This window comes from Klebsiella sp. V115_8, assembly GCF_029967715.1.
GTDB lineage: Bacteria > Pseudomonadota > Gammaproteobacteria > Enterobacterales > Enterobacteriaceae > Klebsiella > Klebsiella quasipneumoniae.
In genome coordinates this window covers 26,612-43,887 of record NZ_JASCAR010000035.1, presented here as the reverse complement: position 1 = coordinate 43,887, position 17,276 = coordinate 26,612, and the positions used below count along the sequence as shown (strand labels likewise).

Annotated in this window: 14 protein-coding genes and 4 tRNA genes; 5 read left to right on the top strand and 13 right to left on the bottom strand. The window is 58.2% G+C overall.

Annotation, left to right across the window (positions count from 1 at the left end; genetic code table 11):
* The first annotated feature begins 137 nt into the window (after window positions 1-137).
* Window positions 138-458 (top strand): iron donor protein CyaY, encoded by a 321-nt coding sequence (gene cyaY / locus QLG03_RS16315; RefSeq protein ID WP_023291566.1) that lies wholly within the window; start codon window positions 138-140, stop codon window positions 456-458.
* A 133-nt stretch (window positions 459-591) separates the two neighbouring features.
* Here the strand turns inward: cyaY and cyaA are convergent, their stop codons facing one another.
* Window positions 592-3,144 (bottom strand): class I adenylate cyclase, encoded by a 2,553-nt coding sequence (gene cyaA, locus QLG03_RS16310; protein WP_002883383.1) that lies wholly within the window; start codon window positions 3,142-3,144, stop codon window positions 592-594.
* A gap of 358 nt (window positions 3,145-3,502) precedes the next feature.
* Between cyaA and hemC the strand changes: the two genes are divergently transcribed.
* Genes hemC through hemY form a run of 4 tightly spaced genes read left to right on the top strand, consistent with a single transcriptional unit; the run spans window position 3,503 to window position 7,584 of the window.
* Window positions 3,503-4,444, top strand: a complete 942-nt coding sequence (hemC, locus tag QLG03_RS16305; RefSeq protein WP_032454513.1) for a hydroxymethylbilane synthase — start codon at window positions 3,503-3,505, stop codon at window positions 4,442-4,444.
* Window positions 4,441-5,181 carry a uroporphyrinogen-III synthase gene (gene hemD, locus QLG03_RS16300; RefSeq protein WP_023291564.1) on the top strand — a complete coding sequence of 247 codons (741 nt, stop codon included), beginning with the start codon at window positions 4,441-4,443 and terminating at the stop codon, window positions 5,179-5,181. Before hemC ends, hemD begins: the two co-directional genes overlap by 4 nt.
* Window positions 5,182-5,202: 21 nt before the next feature.
* The gene (hemX, locus tag QLG03_RS16295; RefSeq protein ID WP_032454512.1) at window positions 5,203-6,384 is read left to right on the top strand and encodes a uroporphyrinogen-III C-methyltransferase; all 1,182 of its coding nucleotides are present in this window, start codon (window positions 5,203-5,205) and stop codon (window positions 6,382-6,384) included.
* Between the two features lie 3 nt (window positions 6,385-6,387).
* Window positions 6,388-7,584, top strand: a complete 1,197-nt coding sequence (hemY, locus tag QLG03_RS16290) for a protoheme IX biogenesis protein HemY (protein ID WP_255989717.1) — start codon at window positions 6,388-6,390, stop codon at window positions 7,582-7,584.
* A 462-nt stretch (window positions 7,585-8,046) separates the two neighbouring features.
* Here the strand turns inward: hemY and QLG03_RS16285 are convergent.
* The 12 genes from QLG03_RS16285 to rfbA all read right to left on the bottom strand — a co-directional run bounded on the left by QLG03_RS16285 (window position 8,047) and on the right by rfbA (window position 17,266).
* A tRNA-Pro gene (locus tag QLG03_RS16285) sits at window positions 8,047-8,123 on the bottom strand.
* Between the two features lie 42 nt (window positions 8,124-8,165).
* Window positions 8,166-8,252 (bottom strand) — tRNA-Leu (locus QLG03_RS16280).
* A 23-nt stretch (window positions 8,253-8,275) separates the two neighbouring features.
* Window positions 8,276-8,351 (bottom strand) — tRNA-His (locus tag QLG03_RS16275).
* A 55-nt stretch (window positions 8,352-8,406) separates the two neighbouring features.
* Window positions 8,407-8,483: transfer RNA gene (locus QLG03_RS16270), tRNA-Arg, on the bottom strand.
* Between the two features lie 102 nt (window positions 8,484-8,585).
* Window positions 8,586-9,971 carry an amino acid permease gene (locus QLG03_RS16265; protein WP_117136957.1) on the bottom strand — a complete coding sequence of 462 codons (1,386 nt, stop codon included), beginning with the start codon at window positions 9,969-9,971 and terminating at the stop codon, window positions 8,586-8,588.
* 206 nt (window positions 9,972-10,177) lie between these two features.
* Entirely contained in the window at window positions 10,178-10,918 is a 741-nt protein-coding gene (gene wecG / locus QLG03_RS16260) for a lipopolysaccharide N-acetylmannosaminouronosyltransferase (RefSeq protein WP_023291561.1), read from the bottom strand.
* Between the two features lie 11 nt (window positions 10,919-10,929).
* The gene (wzyE, locus tag QLG03_RS16255) at window positions 10,930-12,276 is read right to left on the bottom strand and encodes an ECA oligosaccharide polymerase (RefSeq protein ID WP_032454510.1); all 1,347 of its coding nucleotides are present in this window, start codon (window positions 12,274-12,276) and stop codon (window positions 10,930-10,932) included.
* Entirely contained in the window at window positions 12,273-13,349 is a 1,077-nt protein-coding gene (locus QLG03_RS16250; RefSeq protein WP_255989718.1) for a TDP-N-acetylfucosamine:lipid II N-acetylfucosaminyltransferase, read from the bottom strand. The genes wzyE and QLG03_RS16250 overlap by 4 nt, the downstream gene beginning before the upstream one ends.
* Window positions 13,346-14,596 carry a lipid III flippase WzxE gene (gene wzxE, locus QLG03_RS16245; RefSeq protein ID WP_032454508.1) on the bottom strand — a complete coding sequence of 417 codons (1,251 nt, stop codon included), beginning with the start codon at window positions 14,594-14,596 and terminating at the stop codon, window positions 13,346-13,348. The genes QLG03_RS16250 and wzxE overlap by 4 nt, the downstream gene beginning before the upstream one ends.
* 1 nt (window position 14,597) lies before the next feature.
* Window positions 14,598-15,728, bottom strand: coding sequence for a dTDP-4-amino-4,6-dideoxygalactose transaminase (gene rffA / locus QLG03_RS16240; protein WP_044521751.1), 1,131 nt, complete (start codon window positions 15,726-15,728; stop codon window positions 14,598-14,600).
* A gap of 4 nt (window positions 15,729-15,732) precedes the next feature.
* The gene (gene rffC, locus QLG03_RS16235) at window positions 15,733-16,407 is read right to left on the bottom strand and encodes a dTDP-4-amino-4,6-dideoxy-D-galactose acyltransferase (protein WP_023291556.1); all 675 of its coding nucleotides are present in this window, start codon (window positions 16,405-16,407) and stop codon (window positions 15,733-15,735) included.
* On the bottom strand, window positions 16,385-17,266 hold the full coding sequence (gene rfbA / locus QLG03_RS16230; RefSeq protein ID WP_023291555.1) for a glucose-1-phosphate thymidylyltransferase RfbA: 882 nt from the start codon (window positions 17,264-17,266) through the stop codon (window positions 16,385-16,387). The genes rffC and rfbA overlap by 23 nt, the downstream gene beginning before the upstream one ends.
* Window positions 17,267-17,276 lie beyond the last annotated feature (10 nt).

Genomic DNA, 17,276 nt, shown 5'->3' with positions numbered 1-17,276 from the left:
GATAGTTGCCCGTGATTCATTCTTTCTGCTTTCTATCATCGCAGGAGAAGGCGTAAAAGCAAGCCTTTAGCATCTGACTGCGCGCGCTTTTGTTTCGCGCTATACTGCCGCCAATCTCAAAAATGCGGGACAGAATCATGAATGACAGTGAATTTCATCGCCTTGCCGACAGCCTGTGGATGACCATCGAAGAACGCCTGGACGACTGGGACGGCGATAGCGACATCGACTGCGAAATCAACGGCGGCGTGCTGACCATCAGCTTTGAAAACGGCAGCAAAATCATTATTAACCGTCAGGAGCCGCTGCACCAGGTATGGCTGGCCGCCAAACAGGGCGGCTACCATTTCGATCTCAAAGGCGACGAGTGGATCTGCGATCGCAGCGGCGAGACCTTCTGGGATCTGCTGGAGCAGGCGGCAAGTCAGCAGGCCGGTGAGACGGTGAGATTCCGTTAATGACGTGTTTCCCGGATGGCGGCGCATCGCGCCTTATCCGGGCTACCCGACGTCTTAGAACCGTAGCCCTGCTAAGCGCAGCGCAAGCAGGGAATATCTCCGGATAGCGGCTCACGACTTATCCGGGCCAAATCTACGAGTAGCGCTGCTGCAGCACCGGCGAGGCGGTAACGTCCTGGCTGGTGGGTATCGCGGCGGCAATCGCCTGAGTGCGGAAAGGGATCACCTGGGTGCGCCCGTCCACCTCGACAATCTGATAGAACTGCGGCAGGTTGAAGTTGATAAAGCTGGAGCCGTAGGTAAAACGATCGTGCGATGACGAATAGAAGCGGCTGACGTCGCGCACCAGCTCCTCTTTGCTGCCCTCGCAGTGGTGATACACCTCAGCGCGGTTGCTCTCATCGAGAATATAGATGTTAAAGCCGCTGTCGTTGTTATCCGCGTCTTCAAAGAAGAACTGAATAATCCCTTCGCTGGCGAAGCCGTCCACAACCGCCGGCAGCTTAACGTGATTGGTTTCCACCTGCACCGACAGGCCGTGAAGCTTGTTGTGCGAGATAGCGCCGTAGAATTCAATGGCGTTTTCCAGCTTCTGCACCGAAACATTGAGACGCTCGAAGAACAGCCCCCAGGTCTGGCCGGAGACGCGCAGCGCTTTAAAGCGCCCGGTATCCTGGCGGGTACTGGAGAGACGCAGTTCGATGCACTCGGAGATCATCTGCTGTACGCGGGTACGGATCAGGCCGCGCAGATGTTGGCTATAGCAGAACACCTCCACGCTGTCCGGCGGCGCGGCGTCCTGATGCATTTTACCGAGGATCGTTTTCAGCGCTTCGATCATCGCCTGCTCGCCGTTGAAATGCAGGGTACGCACTTCGTTCCACGAGTTGCGATACAGCAGGTCGACGCTGCCGATCAGGCATTTTTGCTCTTCGCCGAAGCTGAAAACATCAAGCTTACGGAAATCAAAGTGCACCACCTGATTGCGGAAGGCCGCCGTCGGGTCATATTCGAGGTTGACGATAATCGCCAGGTGGCGAATTTCGCACGGGCTGTATAGCGCTTTTGGCGTCGGCGCCGGCAGGCGCAGCGGGAAGTGGTGCGACACGTCGGCCACCATCTCCTGCAGCTTCGCCAGATCGACGATGCCGTTGCCCTTAATAAACAGGCGGGTGCGTGAGGTCAGCAGGCCGTTAAACCAGGCCCAGGCCACCAGCTTATTAAGATAACGGTTATATTCCAGCGGCTGATGGCTGATGATCGATTCCATATCCGGCGCGCGGTTGTACAGATACCAACCGGTACGGTTGGCGCGACCCGGCGGCACGTGGATAAAGGTCAGATTCGGTTCCGACAGGTCCGGCGAAATTTGCGGGTTCACCAGCGTCACTTTGCCCGGCAGCGCTTCAAAAGCCGCATACAGCTTACGCGTCAGCACGCCAATATCCTGCGGACTGGCGGAGACGCTGAGGTTATTGCGCCGCGCGAAGCGGATCAGATTACGATAGCTCTGCATCATCGCATCGAGCAGTTCGTTGTGCGCCTTGCGCACTTCATCAATTTTCCAGTTCGCGCGGTTGTCGAGCATCATCAGACGCTTTTCATCCCAGCCCCACGCGTTGACCAGCTGGCTGACGACTTCGCGACGCCAGCCAACGCAGGCGCGTTCGCGGCTGAGTTTTTCACACACTTTCAGATAGAAGCAGCGGCGCACCAGGTCGAGACGGGTTTCATCTTCGATGGCCTGCAGGTAGGTGGTGACGCGCTCCAGCATCATGCAGTACGGGTCGAGGCCGAAGGAGACGATCTCGCCATCGTGCAGGCGCTGTTTGATATCTTTCGCCAGCAGGCGGTTATTGGGGTATTCCCAGGAATAGGCTTCCAGCAGCAGCGTTTTCAGCACCGCTTTATAGGGGGAGTCGATACTCTTATACAGCTGCCACAGGCTGGCGCCGAAGTACTCTTCCGCCGACAGCGAACTGAGGCCGCCGAGATCGAGCCACTCGTTTGGCGTCAGCACGCCCTGGGCATACAGCCCCATGACGTAATCGTCGTAATGCTCTTCTTCATCGCACGGCACCATATTCCACAGAATACGCTTGCCGGCGAGACGGACCGCGGTGCGGTAGAACTCATCGAGCAGTAAAATATGCTGGGTCGAACCGCAGTCTTCGCCGCCGAGGCTGCCGCTTTCGTTATGGCGGAAACGGTTTTCGTCGATCAGGAAGAAGCTGACTTCCACACCGAGCGAGGCCGCCCAGCTCTCAAGCAGGCTGCATTTTCGCTGCAGCAGCTGGCGCTCTTCGCTATCCAGCCAGGCCTGGTGACATACCCAGATATCCAGATCGGAAGAACAGCTCTGGCCGACGGAGGAGGTACTGCCCATCGAGTAGACGCCGGTGATCGGCAGCTCGCCTTTCGGCGGCTCCTGGGTCTGCATGCCGCGATGCAGTTCCAGTTCTTCAAGATAGTGGCGTTGGGTTTCATCAGGCGTGTAGAGGCAAATGCCACGGGGAACGTTACCGTCAAGGTAACCCGGCATCAGCGGGTGATGATAATGTAATAACGTTGGCAGTAGACTGTAAACCTGCTGGAAAGCGGGTCCCATGGCAGCAAGCGCGCGATCCACGCGCAGTTGGTTGATGGCATCCAGTCTCTGTTTCAGTGTCTCAATATAGAGGTACAAGACATATCGCCTGATGTTCAAAAACCCGAGGTACAATAGTACGGAGGATTTCAGTATTTCAACAAAAACCGTCACCATTCGTCGTCGGTGTGGTTGTGAAGAGCAGCGGACAGACAAATGGTTTAAAACGTGATCAATTTAACACCTTGCTCATTGACCGTAAAGAAAGATGCGCTACATACAAGTGTAGCACCGTTTATTACCTGTAAATTCCTCACTACGCCTCCGGCAACCGCCCACGCGCATGAAAGGTTAAAAAAGAGTGGGCCGGAGCTATCTCCCACATAAACCGTGAAAACTAACATCCGTAAGACAACAATGTTAGGATGGTTAGTGGTCGACAATGACGGTAACAAGCATGTTAGACAAAGTTTTGAAAATTGCCACACGGCAAAGCCCGCTTGCGCTATGGCAGGCGCAATATGTTAAAGCGCGCCTGGAACAAGCGCATCCCGGACTGAAGGTCGAGCTGGTGCCGATGGTCACTCGCGGGGATGTCATTCTTGATACTCCCCTGGCAAAGGTGGGTGGCAAGGGCTTATTTGTGAAAGAGTTAGAGCTTGCCATGCTCGAAGGGCGCGCCGATATCGCCGTTCATTCGATGAAAGATGTGCCGGTGGAATTCCCGGAGGGGCTGGGGCTGGTGACTATCTGCGAGCGCGACGATCCGCGCGACGCGTTTGTCTCCAATCGCTATGCCTCGATTGATGAACTCCCGGCCGGCAGCGTCGTTGGCACGTCAAGTTTACGCCGTCAGTGCCAGCTGGCCGCCACCCGTCCGGATCTGGTGATCCGCTCTCTGCGCGGTAATGTCGGTACCCGACTGAGTAAGCTGGATAACGGCGAGTATGACGCCATCATCCTCGCCGCCGCCGGCCTGAAGCGCCTGCAGCTCGAGGCGCGAATTCGCCAGCCGCTGTCGCCTGAGCAATCTCTGCCGGCGGTCGGCCAGGGCGCGGTGGGCATCGAATGCCGTCTCGACGATGCATGGACCCAGGGGCTGTTAGCGCCTCTCAACCATACGGAAACGGCAGTGCGCGTGCGCGCCGAGCGGGCGATGAACACGCGTCTCGAAGGCGGCTGCCAGGTGCCGATTGGTAGCTATGCGGAACTGAAAGACGGTGAATTGTGGCTGCGGGCGCTGGTTGGCGCCCCGGATGGTTCGCAGATGGTACGCGGCGAACGGCGCGGGCCAGCAGAGCAGGCCGAAGCGCTTGGCATCTCGCTGGCGGAAGAGCTCCTGGATAACGGCGCCCGCGATATTCTCGCGGCAGTTTATGATGGAGAAGCCCCACGATGAGCATCCTGGTCACTCGTCCACTACCGCAAGGAGAAGCGCTGGTCAGCCGTCTGCGGGCCATGGGACGCGTGGCCTGGAGCTTTCCGCTGATAGAATTTACGCCCGGTCGGGAGCTTCCCGCGCTGGGCGACGCGCTTGCCCGCCTGGGGCCTGACGATCTGCTGTTCGCGCTGTCCCAGCATGCGGTGGAGTTCGCCCATGCCCGTCTGCAGCAACAGGGTATGCCCTGGCCCACTTCCCCGCGTTATTTTGCCATTGGCCGCACGACGGCGCTGGCCCTGCATACGGTCAGCGGGCAGCACATCCATTACCCGTTAGATCGGGAAATTAGCGAAGTCTTGCTACAATTACCTGAATTACAAAACATTGCCGGGAAGAATGCGCTGATCTTACGCGGCAATGGTGGGCGGGAACTCTTAGGCGCGACGCTGACCGAGCGCGGCGCCAGGGTCACATTTTGTGAATGTTATCAACGTAGTGCAAAGCATTACGATGGCGCAGAAGAAGCGATGCGCTGGCAATCTCGCGGGGTCACCACGCTGGTGGTCACCAGCGGCGAGATGCTGCAGCAGCTATGGTCGTTAATACCGCAATGGTATCGCGAACGGTGGCTCCTGCACTGCCGCGTTGTCGTTGTCAGCGAACGTCTGGCCCTTCAGGCCCGGGAGCTGGGCTGGCAGGAGATTCAGGTTGCCGATAGCGCCGACAACGATGCGCTGCTACGCGCATTACAATAACTCTCAACATTGGAAGCCATAATGACGGAACAACAAAATCAATCCGCCGTGGTTGAAGAGACCAGGGAGGCCGTGGAGACCACACCACAGCCAGAGAACACTGATAAGAAGAAGGCTGGCAACAAAACCAGCCTGGCGCTCAGCGCGATCGCTATCGCCATTGCGATAGCCGCCGGTATCGGCCTGTATGGCCTGAACAAACAGCAGGCCTCGCGTCAAAACGAAACCACCTCTGAATTATCAAGCCAGGTCGCGGCGCTGCAAAAAGCGCAGGAGAGCCAAAAAAGCGAACTGGAAGGCATTATCAAACAGCAGGCCGAGCAGCTAAACGAAGCCAAACATCAGCAGGAGACGCTGGCCAAACAGCTGGACGAAGTCCAGCAAAAAGTGGCGATCATTTCCGGTAGCGACGCCAAAACCTGGCTGCTGGCCCAGGCCGACTTCCTCGTCAAGCTGGCGGGACGTAAGCTGTGGAGCGATCAGGATGTCACCACCGCCGCCGCGCTGCTGAAAAGCGCCGACGCCAGCCTCGCCGACATGAATGACCCAAGCCTGATCGGCGCCCGCCGGGCGATCACCGACGATATCGCCACCCTCTCCGCGGTGAACCAGGTCGACTACGACGGCATGATCCTCAAGGTTAATCAGCTGGCGAACCAAATCGATAACCTGCGGCTGGCGGATAATAACGATGACGATTCGCCGATGGATTCTGATAGCGATGAGCTCTCCAGCTCCATCAGCGAATGGCGCGTCAATCTGCAGAAAAGCTGGCAGAATTTTATGGACAGTTTTATCACCGTGCGCCGCCGCGATGAAACGGCGGTCCCGCTGCTGGCGCCGAATCAGGATATCTATCTGCGGGAAAATATTCGCTCTCGCCTGCTGGTCGCCGCGCAGGCAGTGCCGCGCCATCAGGAAGAGACCTGGAAACAGTCGCTGGATAACGTCTCGACCTGGGTACGCGCCTATTACGATACCGATGACGCCACCACTAAAGCCTTCCTTGAAGAGGTGGATAAGCTCAGTCAGCAAAGCATTACCATGACGGTGCCGGAAACGCTGCAGAGCCAGGCGTTGCTGGAAAAACTGATGCAGACCCGGGTGCGTAATCTGATGGCGCAGCCTGCCGTTTCTGCAGGCGGCGCGCCCTCGCCTGCACCTGCAGCACCGGCCGCCCCCGCTGCGCCGCAAGGAGAGTAACGCATGCTGAAAATTCTTTTACTCTTCGCACTGTTGATCGCCGGGATCGTGCTTGGCCCGATGATCGCCGGGCATCAGGGCTACGTCCTGATCCAGACCGATAATTACAATATCGAGACCAGCGTGACCGGGCTGGTGATCATCCTGATCCTCGCCATGGTGGTGCTGTTCGCCATTGAATGGCTGCTGCGCCGCATTTTCCGCACCGGGGCGCATACGCGCGGCTGGTTTGTCGGCCGTAAACGCCGTCGCGCGCGTAAGCAAACCGAGCAGGCGCTGCTTAAGCTGGCGGAAGGTGATTACCAGCAGGTTGAGAAGCTGATGGCGAAAAACGCCGATCACGCCGAACAGCCGGTGGTGAACTATCTGCTGGCGGCGGAAGCGGCCCAGCAGCGCGGCGATGAAGCGCGGGCTAACCAGCATCTGGAGCGCGCCACCGACCTGGCGGGCGATGACCTGATCCCGGTGGAAATCACCCGCGTTCGCCTGCAGCTGGCGCGCAATGAAAATCACGCCGCGCGCCATGGCATCGATAAGCTACTGGAAATCACCCCGCGTCATCCGGAAGTGCTGCGCCTCGCCGAACAGGCTTATACCCGTACCGGCGCCTGGCAGTCGCTGCTGGATATCATTCCGTCGATGGCGAAAGCTAACGTCGGCGATGAAGAGCACCGCGCCGCGCTGGAACAGCTGGCATGGGTTGGCCTGATGGACAAAGCGCTGGCCGACGGCGGCAGCGAGGGGCTGCGCGAATGGTGGCGCAACCAGAGCCGTAAAACGCGGGCGCTGGTACCGCTGCAGGTGGCGATGGCCGAGCGCCTCATCGAGAGCGACGATCACGATACCGCGCAGCAAATTATTATTGATGGTCTGAAGAAACAGTATGACGACCGTCTGGTGATGCCGATCCCGCGCCTGAAGACCAATAACCCGAAACAGCTGGAGAAAGTACTGCGCCAGCAGATCAAAGCCGTTGGCGACCGTCCGCTGCTGTGGAGCACCCTGGGCCAGTCGCTGATGCGGCACGGCGAATGGCAGGAGGCCAGCATCGCCTTCCGCGCCGCGCTTAAGCAGCGTCCGGATGCCTTTGATTACGCCTGGCTGGCGGATGCTCTGGATCGCCTCCATCAACCGGAGGAAGCGGCCACCATGCGCCGCGATGGTCTGCTGCTGACGTTGCAGAATAACCCTCAGCAATAACCTCACCTGGCTGTCGCCTCCTGCGGGGCGATAGCCCTTCTCCCCCGCCTTCCCGTTGACGATCCCCCTGAAAGAAAAAAACGCCTGCGCTGAAATCAGGGCAGGCGTTAAAACAGGTCTGTTTGACAACAAATTGGGTGCTTCACTCAACGTAATGTCCATGGTGTTTGATGAGGCATAAATGCGACATCTGTCAGTGGACGATAAGCACCGTAAGAACGGCTCTGCATCATTCCGGAGTTTATGAGGCACAAAGGCGAACATAAGAGATGGAATGAGCATCTACCCGATTATTATCGCACAGGATCCAGGGAAATTGCATCTACCACAGTGATGAATTGAGAGTTTTCCTGACGCGTATTCTTAAGCAAAGAGAAGATTTTTTATCAGCAAGATCAGGGGAATAAGTCATGGCAGGAAGTCACAGAAAACAAAAAACCCCGCCGAAGCGGGGTTCAAAATTGGTCGGCGAGAGAGGATTCGAACCTCCGACCCACTGGTCCCAAACCAGTTGCGCTACCAAGCTGCGCTACTCGCCGAAATACTGCTTTTTGAATTTTTAGTTCAATTCGTTAAAGTCGTGGTGCGAGGGGGGGGACTTGAACCCCCACGTCCGTAAGAACACTAACACCTGAAGCTAGCGCGTCTACCAATTCCGCCACCTTCGCAAATTCACAACTCTATCAAATAATGGGGTGGCTAATGGGATTCGAACCCACGACAACTGGAATCACAATCCAGGGCTCTACCAACTGAGCTATAGCCACCACTGCAAACCTTTTACGCGGTATTAAAACCACCGCAGCTCCAGCACCGGGTTAATGGTGCGCCCGACAGGATTCGAACCTGAGACCTCTGCCTCCGGAGGGCAGCGCTCTATCCAGCTGAGCTACGGGCGCTTAGCGCCGTTGCGGGGTCGGATAATACGGACTTCCTCCCCCGCTGTCTAGTGCCTTTTAAAAGAAAATTATCGTTTGCTCATGCTTTGTTCGTTTTGGCGCTTATTCAGCCGTATTATTGACTTGCCCCTGCCTTCCAAGGCCAAACACCTTATAAATCAGGGTAACGACAGCAAGGAAAATAATGCCGACAAAGAGCGACATCCGGGTTTCATCATTCAGCCCCATCCCGATCAGCACGCAGATCAGGAAAGCCATGGTGAAATAGTTGGCCCACGGAAACAGCAGCGAACGGAACGGATGGCTGGCTATCGCTGCCCGATGTACGCGACGGAAACGCAGCTGACTAATCAGGATCACAAACCAGGGCACCATCCCCGGCAGGACGCTGGCGCTATAGACATAGACAAACACCCGTTGCGGATTAGGAATGATGTAATTCAGGCAGGAGCCTACCAGCAGGATCAGAATAGACAGCGCCACGCCGACGGCCGGAACGCCGTTGCGCGATACCTTACCGATCGCCGCCGGCAGCTGACGGTTCTTCGCCAGGGCGTACAGCATACGTCCGCAGCTGTACATCCCGCTGTTGCAGCCGGAAAGCGCCGCCGTCAGCACCACAAAGTTGATAATCCCCGCCGCGGCGGTAATACCGATTTTGGCAAACGTCAGTACGAACGGGCTGCCGTTGGAGCCGATTTGATCCCATGGGAAGATGGTGACGATAACGAAAATCGCGCCGACGTAGAAAATCAGGATCCGCCACAGCACTTTGCCCACCGCGCTGCGCAGTGTGACCTGCGGATTTTTCGCTTCACCAGCGGTAATGCCGATGAGCTCCACGCCCTGATAGGACGCGACCACGATACACAGCGCCGTCAGGAAGCCCTTCCAGCCGCCGGCAAAGAAGCCGCCATGTTCGGTCAGGTTGCCAAAACCGATGGAGTGGCCGCCGTTGCCAAAGCCGAAGAAAATGACGCCCAGGCCCACGACGATCATCACGATAATGGTGGTCACTTTAATCATGGCGAACCAGAACTCGATTTCACCGTACAGCCGGACCGCCGCGAGGTTAGCCAGCGCCACCAGCCCCACGGCAATTAACGCCGGGATCCACTGCGCCATCTCCGGGAACCAGAACTGCACATAGACGCCGATGGCGGTAATCTCAGAGATGCCCACCGCCATCCACATAAACCAGTACGACCAGGCGGTCAGGTAGCCGAAGAAGGGGCTCATATAGCGATGCGCATACACCGCGAAGGAGCCGGTGACGGGCTCAAGGAACAGCATTTCGCCCATTGAGCGCATAATGAAAAAGACGAACAGGCCAGCGATAATGTACGCCAGCAGCACGGAAGGCCCAGCCCACTTCAGGGTACTGGCCGCCCCCATAAACAACCCCACGCCAATCGTCCCCCCAAGGGCGATCAGTTCAATATGTCGGGCCTCCAGTCCACGCTGGAGCTCCGCTTTTTTCTCAGTCATATATCCTCTTGTGTTTGCCGTATTCCGGGTACTCCCGGTTATTGTTATTAACTGAACTCATAGCCTTGCCGACGCGCAGGTCTCCCCCCGCGCGTATGAAGCCTGCGAATGGTTAATGAATTTTATGGAAATGGCAAATAAAGTATCAGGCGAGTAAAGACATTAAACAGAAAATGGACACAAACTCGCCAGAATGCAGAGGAATATTAGAGTTTATTGGTGTAATGCCAACGTAAATATCGTAGCAGCCGGGCCTGCCTTTTAATCCGGCTCGGCTGGGAAACCAGGCGGTAAAACCACTCCAGCCCCAGATCCTGCCAGAACTTCGGCGCCCGATGAACGTGCCCGGTGAAAACATCGTAAGTGCCGCCGACGCCCATATACAGCGCGTGCGGGTACAGGCGCCGACAGTCGCGCATAAAGATCTCCTGACGCGGGGATCCCATGGCGACGGTGACGATTTTCGCCCCGCTGTCGCGAATGCGTTCGAACAATGCCTGCCGTTGCTCAGGCGCAAAATAGCCGTCCTGGCTGCCGACGATATTCACCTGCCAGCGCTGGCGCAGGCTGGACGCCGTCTGCGCCAGGACTTCAGGTTTACCGCCGACCAAAAACACCGGAGTGCCTTCAGCGCCGGCGCGCTGCATTAACGCTTCCCAGAGATCGGCTCCCGCCACGCGGGACACCTGGGCCTGCGGATATTTTTTACGCAGCGAACGTACCACGCTGATGCCATCCGCATATTTAAACTCCGCCGCCTCAATCAGCGCCCGCACCTCGGGGTTATCCTCTACGGCCAGCATTTTCTCGGCATTAATCGCCACCAGCGTCCCCTCCCGGAGAACGCCGTCGGCATACAAATAATCCAGAGCGTGCTGCATATCGCGCCAGCCTATGAGCTGCAGCCCTCTTAACAGGTACAACGGCGCGGAAATGGTCCCAGTCATGTCCATCCTTCTCAGACTTGCGGTTGCGAAAGCGGTTTTACGCGCTTATGAATCAGTCCCACGCTATCCAGGAACCAGTACAGCAGTTTCGCCGCCAGCAAGCAGATACCAAAGATCACGAGGAAAAACACCACGCGGGAGCCAAACGAATCCAGCCCCTCGCGCGCCAGCACTATCATGTTGAAGATAGCGCCGAAACAGAAACTATGCAGGATTGCCGCTTTATAGCGATTGCTCTCCCGGTTGCCGAGCTCATACAGCCAGTCGAACCATTTAATAATCAACCCGACCGCCACAGCGCCCAGCGGCACAAACCAGACGCCGCCCATCACCACCAGCGAGCCAATCAGCGTCGGCGAAATCGCCAGCCCCGAATGGTTGTTTAACACTTCCCAGGTGAAGTAGTTGGCGGTATTGAGCACCATCGTCGGACGACCGTGCCACATCCAGCTGGGGATAAAGACGTAGAAGTCGCGGATCATCGGCGCCAGCCCCTGGAAATCGATCTTGTCATAGTTTTGCAGCAGCAGCGCCAGGTTCTCCCACGGCGAGAAGGTATCGCGTGTGAGATAGAGGAAGGTATAAAACGCTTCGTCGCCGCTGACGTTCATCCCGTAGCGCTTCAGCGCCAGCCAGAACATGCCGACGATGCCCAGCACGCCCGCCGCAGCCAGCATCCACAAGCTGATCCAGCCGCGAATAATGCCGATAAACAGGAAGATGGCGAAGGCGATGATGATATTGGCGCGAGTCCCGCCGACGATAGCGTAGGTCAGCAGACCAAAGGCCACGGTGCTGACGAGGAAGAAAATCCACGCCTTATAATCCTGGCGCAGGAAATAGACCACCAGCATCGCCGGGATAAAGAAGTAGAAGAAGCGCTTCAACGCCACGCCGGAGACTTCAGCAGAGAAAATCTGGCTGTAGGAGTTGAGCTTAAACAGCAGGAAACCATTGTGGGCGAAGAAGATGCCGACGCACAGCAGCGCCAGCCCCATCAGTATGCCCCACGCCAGATGGGTTTCCACCCGGTTCATGGTAAACAGCGGCCGACGCGTAACCTCACGCGATGCCGGACGCAGCCGCGTTTTATAGGTCACGTAGTAGATCGCGTAGAAGCACACCGCGATCAGCAGCGTCTGCAGCAAAATCTCCGGCGGCGCCACGCTGACGTCAAAGCGGAACACCAGAATACTGGTCAGCGGGAAACCGAAGAAAAAGGTCAGCAAAAACAGCAACGAGAAAAAGACGTTGAAGTTGAAGCGTACCCGACGGAACTCAAACCAGGTGGCGGTGGCGATAAACAGCGTCGACAGCAGCCAGACCACCAGCAGCCCGCTAAATTGCATTAACGTCATGCCTGCCCCTCCGCCGCTAACCGTAGCGCCCGCTGCCAGCCCGTCAGATAGTTCGGCCGGAAGAAAGCGATACCCGACTTATCCACGCTCGCCAGCTGGCGCTGCGCTTCGCGCACCACGCTGACGTCCAGCGCATCGCTGGTGAACAGCACCGGCACATGCTGCTCGGTCATATCCTGCCAGAACGGGTTTTCGCGGTTGAGCACGCAGGGAATGCCCGCCTGAATCAACAGGCACAGGGTGCCGATCCCCTGCTGACGCGCAAACAGGAAATAGCCCAGATCGCAGCGGCGCAGCAGCGCCAGATAATCATGAAACTCAAGCTTCTCGCTGAGGATCTGCAGATGCTCGCGACTAAACAGCGCCGCCCCCGCCTCACGAACCTCATTGATATAGGCCTCGTTATTCGCCGGATAGCCCATCGGCACGATGACGTTTACCGTATCGCCAAACTGCTGATGGATAGCCTTCAGCGCGGCAATATGTTCATTGCTGCGATCCCCGGAGTTGCCCACCAGAATGGTCAGCGTGTCGCCGCGCGGCGCGTTTTCGGCCAGGGTATTCAGCGCCGGATCCATACGGGTCGGGAAGTAGAGCAGTTCGCCCGGAACGCGCGGATGGCGGTTAGCGAACCAGCTAAGATCGCCGCGGGTGGCGAAAACGCGCCCTACCCGCCCCTGCGCCAGGCGGCGCAGCGGATAGAACAGGCGGAACTTCAGGCTGGTCGCGTTTTCATACAGATCCGCCCCCCAGATATGCCAGTTAAACTGCGATGGGCGAATACCGCCGTTCAACAGCGCCAGCCACAGGCCGGTATTGAACTGGCCGTGGAAGAAAAAGCGCTGCTGACGGTTGGCTTTGGCTTGCGCAATCACCGCCTGCGCCAGCGACTTCTTCCCCGGATAGCAGGTGATGTCCAGCGCCGGATACCCATCACGCACGCTGGCCTCATCACCGACGACCATAAATCTCCTGGCCTGCGGATCGGCGGCCAGTTCGTCGTTAAAGAACCGCAGTACGGTCTGGTTATGATGCGGGATATCCGATCCCAGTACATGTATCAGTGCTGTCATGCCCGTTTACGCCAGAGTAAAAACACGCCACTACAAAGGGCGAAATAAACAATATAAGTGGCCATATACGCCTGCGCCGCGCCAACCGCGCCGTGCGCCGGTATAAGCCAGTGTGAGAATGCGGTCAGCAGCGTGAACTGGCTGATTTCCGTCAGAATATAAAAACGCAGCGACGCTTTAGCGATCACCAGATAGCCATAGACGTAGGCGCCTACTTTTAAAACGTCGCCCACCAGCTGCCAGGCGAACAGGTCACGCATCGCGGTAAAGCGATCGGAAAACAGCAGCCAGATGGCAAAATCGCGCAGCAGCCAGACCGTCAGGCTCGCCGCCGCCACTGCCGGCAGGACGAATTTCAGCGACTTGACTATCTCGCGGGTGATATCCGTTTTGGCACTCAGCCGCGACAGCGTCGGCAGGAGATAGACGCTGAACGAGGCGGTAATAAACTGCAGATAGGCATCGGAGATACTGCTCACCCCCTGCCAGATACCGACCGCCTCCCAGCCATAATGCGCCGCCAGCAGATTACGCATCATCACATAAGCCACCGGCAGGGTCACTGAGGTTATCAGCGCCATCAGGGTAAATTTCGATAGCTGTCCCGCCAGACCGTTATCCCAGCGCGGACGCAGGGCGCTCAGCGGAATATTACCCCGCCGCCAGAGCATGATGCCCGCCGGGATCACCACCAGCGCCGGCACTAACGCCAGCCCCAGCAGCGCCCCCTGGTAACCACCGAAGTAGTAACAGGCATAATAGGCCGCCACGCCAATCAGGCTGCCGGCAATCAGCGAGAAGGCGTTTCCCGCCGCATCGCGAAAGCCTTTCATCAGCGCCAGCAGGAAGTTCGCCCAGGCGATCCCCATCTGCACCAGCGCCACCAGCCGTACCAGATTCTGATAATGAGTATGACCAAACAGCCCCTGGCTTATCGGCGCCGCCGCCAGTAAAAACACCAGCGCCAGCAGCGTGGAAAAGCCAAGCACCATCGCCGACGAGGTGCCCACCACCTGCTTCAGGCGCGGGGGATCGTCGTGATGCTGAGCCACCAGCTTCGTGACGCCGTTAAATATCCCGGCCCCGGCCAGCACGCCGAGCACGGTGACCAGTTGCCGGAAGTTACCGGCCTGACCAACGCCCGCGGGCCCAAACGAGACGGCCAGCAGCTTGACGACCAACAGCCCGGCGCCGATTTTGACCAGCGTCGAGGCCGCCGTCCACAATGAGGCTTTTGCTAACGACATATCAGGAGAAGTAGCTCAGCAGCGAGTTAATCACCGTCCGCTGGTTCACCACAGACAGATTGTAAAACAGCGGCAGGCGCACCAGGCGCTCGCTCTCCTGGGTGGTATAGCGGTCTTCACCGTGGAATTCGCCGAAGTGTTCGCCTGCCGGACAGCTGTGCAGGGGAATGTAATGGAATACCGCGAGGATCTCCGCCTCTTTCAGCCAGGCGATAAGCCTGCTGCGATCCTCGATATCGCGCAGCTTAATGTAGAACATGTGCGCGTTTTGCCCGCAGTCAGCCGGGACCGTCGGCAGTTCAATACGTCCCGCGCGGGCCAGCGGCAGCAGCGCGTCATAGTAATTCTGCCACAGCGCCAGACGCTGCTGGTTGATGCGCTCCGCCGCTTCCAGCTGCGCCCACAGATAGGCGGCCTGCAGGTCGGACATCAGATAGCTGGAGCCAATGTCCCGCCAGGTATATTTATCCACTAGGCCACGAAAGAACTGGCTGCGGTTGGTGCCTTTTTCGCGAATGATCTCCGCACGTTCCACCAACGTGCGATCGTTGATCAGCGTCGCCCCGCCCTCACCGCCGGCGGTGTAGTTTTTGGTTTCATGGAAGCTGAAGCAGCCGATATGGCCGATAGTGCCCAGCGCGCGCCCCTTGTAGGTGGACATCACCCCCTGCGCGGCGTCTTCCACCACGAACAGGTTGTACTTGTCGGCGATGGCCATGATGGTATCCATCTCGCAGGCTACGCCGGCATAGTGCACCGGGACGATCGCCCGGGTTTTATCGGTGATAGCGGCTTCGATTAACGTTTCATCGATATTCATCGTATCGCGACGGATATCGACGAAGACGATTTTCGCCCCGCGCAGCACAAAGGCATTGGCGGTGGAGACAAAGGTATAGCTGGGCATAATCACTTCGTCGCCCGGCTGGATATCCAGCAGCAGCGCGGCCATCTCCAGCGAAGCCGTGCAGGAAGGGGTTAGCAGGGCTTTTGCCGTGCCAAAACGCTGCTCCATCCACTGCTGGCAGCGGCGCGTAAAGCCGCCGTCGCCGCACAGCTTGCCGCTGTTCATCGCAGACTGCATGTAATCAAGCTCGGTTCCAACCACCGGCGGCGCGTTAAATGGGATCATGGGGTCACCTGTATAGCCAGTAGGCGGTGCTTTCCACATTCGCACCGCTGAGAATATAACGTTTAAGCGCGGCGGTGTTGCCCATCTGGGTCGCCACCCGCAGTGTAGAAAGTCCGCGCGAAGCGGCCCAGTACCGCGCCGCCTGCATCAGCTGCGCCCCGGCGCCGCGTCCGGCCAGCAGGCCGATACGCGCCTCGGTGGCATTGAGCTGGCGCAGAGAGACAAAGGCGCGAATATCGCCCTCTGGATGGCGGTAAATCAGGCACTGATGATCGAAGGTGCCGCGCACCGCATTTTCAATCCACTGGGCATAGAAGCGGCCGCTGGCGTCGGCAGCATACCAGGGCGCGCGAAAGCGGCTCATCGCAAAGGCCTGCGCCGCCTGCTCGCGCAGTGGCGCAATATCCGCCTCCACGGCGACGTCGGCGCCCGCATCCGCAGGGTTGCCCACCGGTAGCGCCAGATCGACCTCGCCTTCCACCAGCTGAAAACCCAGCTGCTGCAGCGCGTCGAGCCGGACGGTGTCGCTGGCGGCTACCTTCGCCTGCACTCGCGACCACCCCGCCAGCGCCTCAGGCGTCAGCCGCGGCGCATGCTCGTCAAAGTGAACGACGGCGCTGTTAACGGCAAAGAAGCGGTTCTCCCACTCCAGGGGATCAATACTGGCGCGGACGGGCACGGAGCAGATCCAGCAGATATTGGCCGTAGCCGGTTTTTTCCAACCGCTTCGCCGCGTGTTTGACGCCGTCGTCGTCCAGCCAGCCGTTGCGCCAGCCGATCTCTTCCAGACAGGCGATTTTGAAGCCCTGACGCTTCTCGACGGTCTGCACGAACATGCTGGCCTCGATCAGGCTATCGTGGGTGCCGGTATCCAGCCACGCAAAGCCGCGTCCAAGCAGTTCGACGGTCAGTGCGCCATCTTCAAGGTACATCTGGTTGATGGAGGTGATTTCCAGTTCGCCGCGCTCGGATGGCTTGACCCGTTTGGCGTACTCCGCCACCTTGCCATCGTAGAAATAGAGACCGGTGACCGCCCAGTTCGACTTCGGCTGCTTCGGCTTCTCTTCCAGCGACAGCGCGCGAAAGTTGTCATCAAACTCCACCACGCCAAAGCGCTCAGGATCCATCACCTGATAGCCAAAAATCGTCGCCCCTTCCGTGCGGGCAGCCACGCTGCGCAGCTTGGGGCTGAAGCTCTGGCCGAAGAAGATGTTGTCGCCTAACACCAGGCACGCCGGTTCGCCGTTAAGAAAGGCTTCGCCGATGATAAACGCCTGGGCTAAACCATCCGGCGTCGGCTGTACGGCATAGTGCAGCGCAATGCCAAACTCTGAGCCATCGCCGAGCAGGCGCTGAAAATCGCGCAGATCGTCCGGCGTGGTGATGATCAGGATCTCACGGATCCCGGCCAGCATTAATACCGACAGCGGGTAGTAGATCATCGGCTTATCGTAGATCGGCAACAGCTGCTTCGACACGCCGCGGGTGATGGGATGCAGTCGCGTTCCGGAACCCCCCGCCAGAATAATACCTTTCATCATTCCCCCC

Bases quoted from the DNA above. Each gene is read 5' to 3' on its own strand.
- cyaY (WP_023291566.1), top strand. From the start codon at position 138: ATGAATGACAGTGAATTTCATCGCCTTGCCGACAGCCTGTGGATGACC.
- hemC (WP_032454513.1), top strand. From the start codon at position 3,503: ATGTTAGACAAAGTTTTGAAAATTGCCACACGGCAAAGCCCGCTTGCG.
- hemD (WP_023291564.1), top strand. From the start codon at position 4,441: ATGAGCATCCTGGTCACTCGTCCACTACCGCAAGGAGAAGCGCTGGTC.
- hemX (WP_032454512.1), top strand. From the start codon at position 5,203: ATGACGGAACAACAAAATCAATCCGCCGTGGTTGAAGAGACCAGGGAG.
- hemY (WP_255989717.1), top strand. From the start codon at position 6,388: ATGCTGAAAATTCTTTTACTCTTCGCACTGTTGATCGCCGGGATCGTG.
- QLG03_RS16265 (WP_117136957.1), bottom strand. From the start codon at position 9,971: ATGACTGAGAAAAAAGCGGAGCTCCAGCGTGGACTGGAGGCCCGACAT.
- wecG (WP_023291561.1), bottom strand. From the start codon at position 10,918: ATGACTGGGACCATTTCCGCGCCGTTGTACCTGTTAAGAGGGCTGCAG.
- wzyE (WP_032454510.1), bottom strand. From the start codon at position 12,276: ATGACGTTAATGCAATTTAGCGGGCTGCTGGTGGTCTGGCTGCTGTCG.
- QLG03_RS16250 (WP_255989718.1), bottom strand. From the start codon at position 13,349: ATGACAGCACTGATACATGTACTGGGATCGGATATCCCGCATCATAAC.
- wzxE (WP_032454508.1), bottom strand. From the start codon at position 14,596: ATGTCGTTAGCAAAAGCCTCATTGTGGACGGCGGCCTCGACGCTGGTC.
- rffA (WP_044521751.1), bottom strand. From the start codon at position 15,728: ATGATCCCATTTAACGCGCCGCCGGTGGTTGGAACCGAGCTTGATTAC.
- rfbA (WP_023291555.1), bottom strand. From the start codon at position 17,266: ATGAAAGGTATTATTCTGGCGGGGGGTTCCGGAACGCGACTGCATCCC.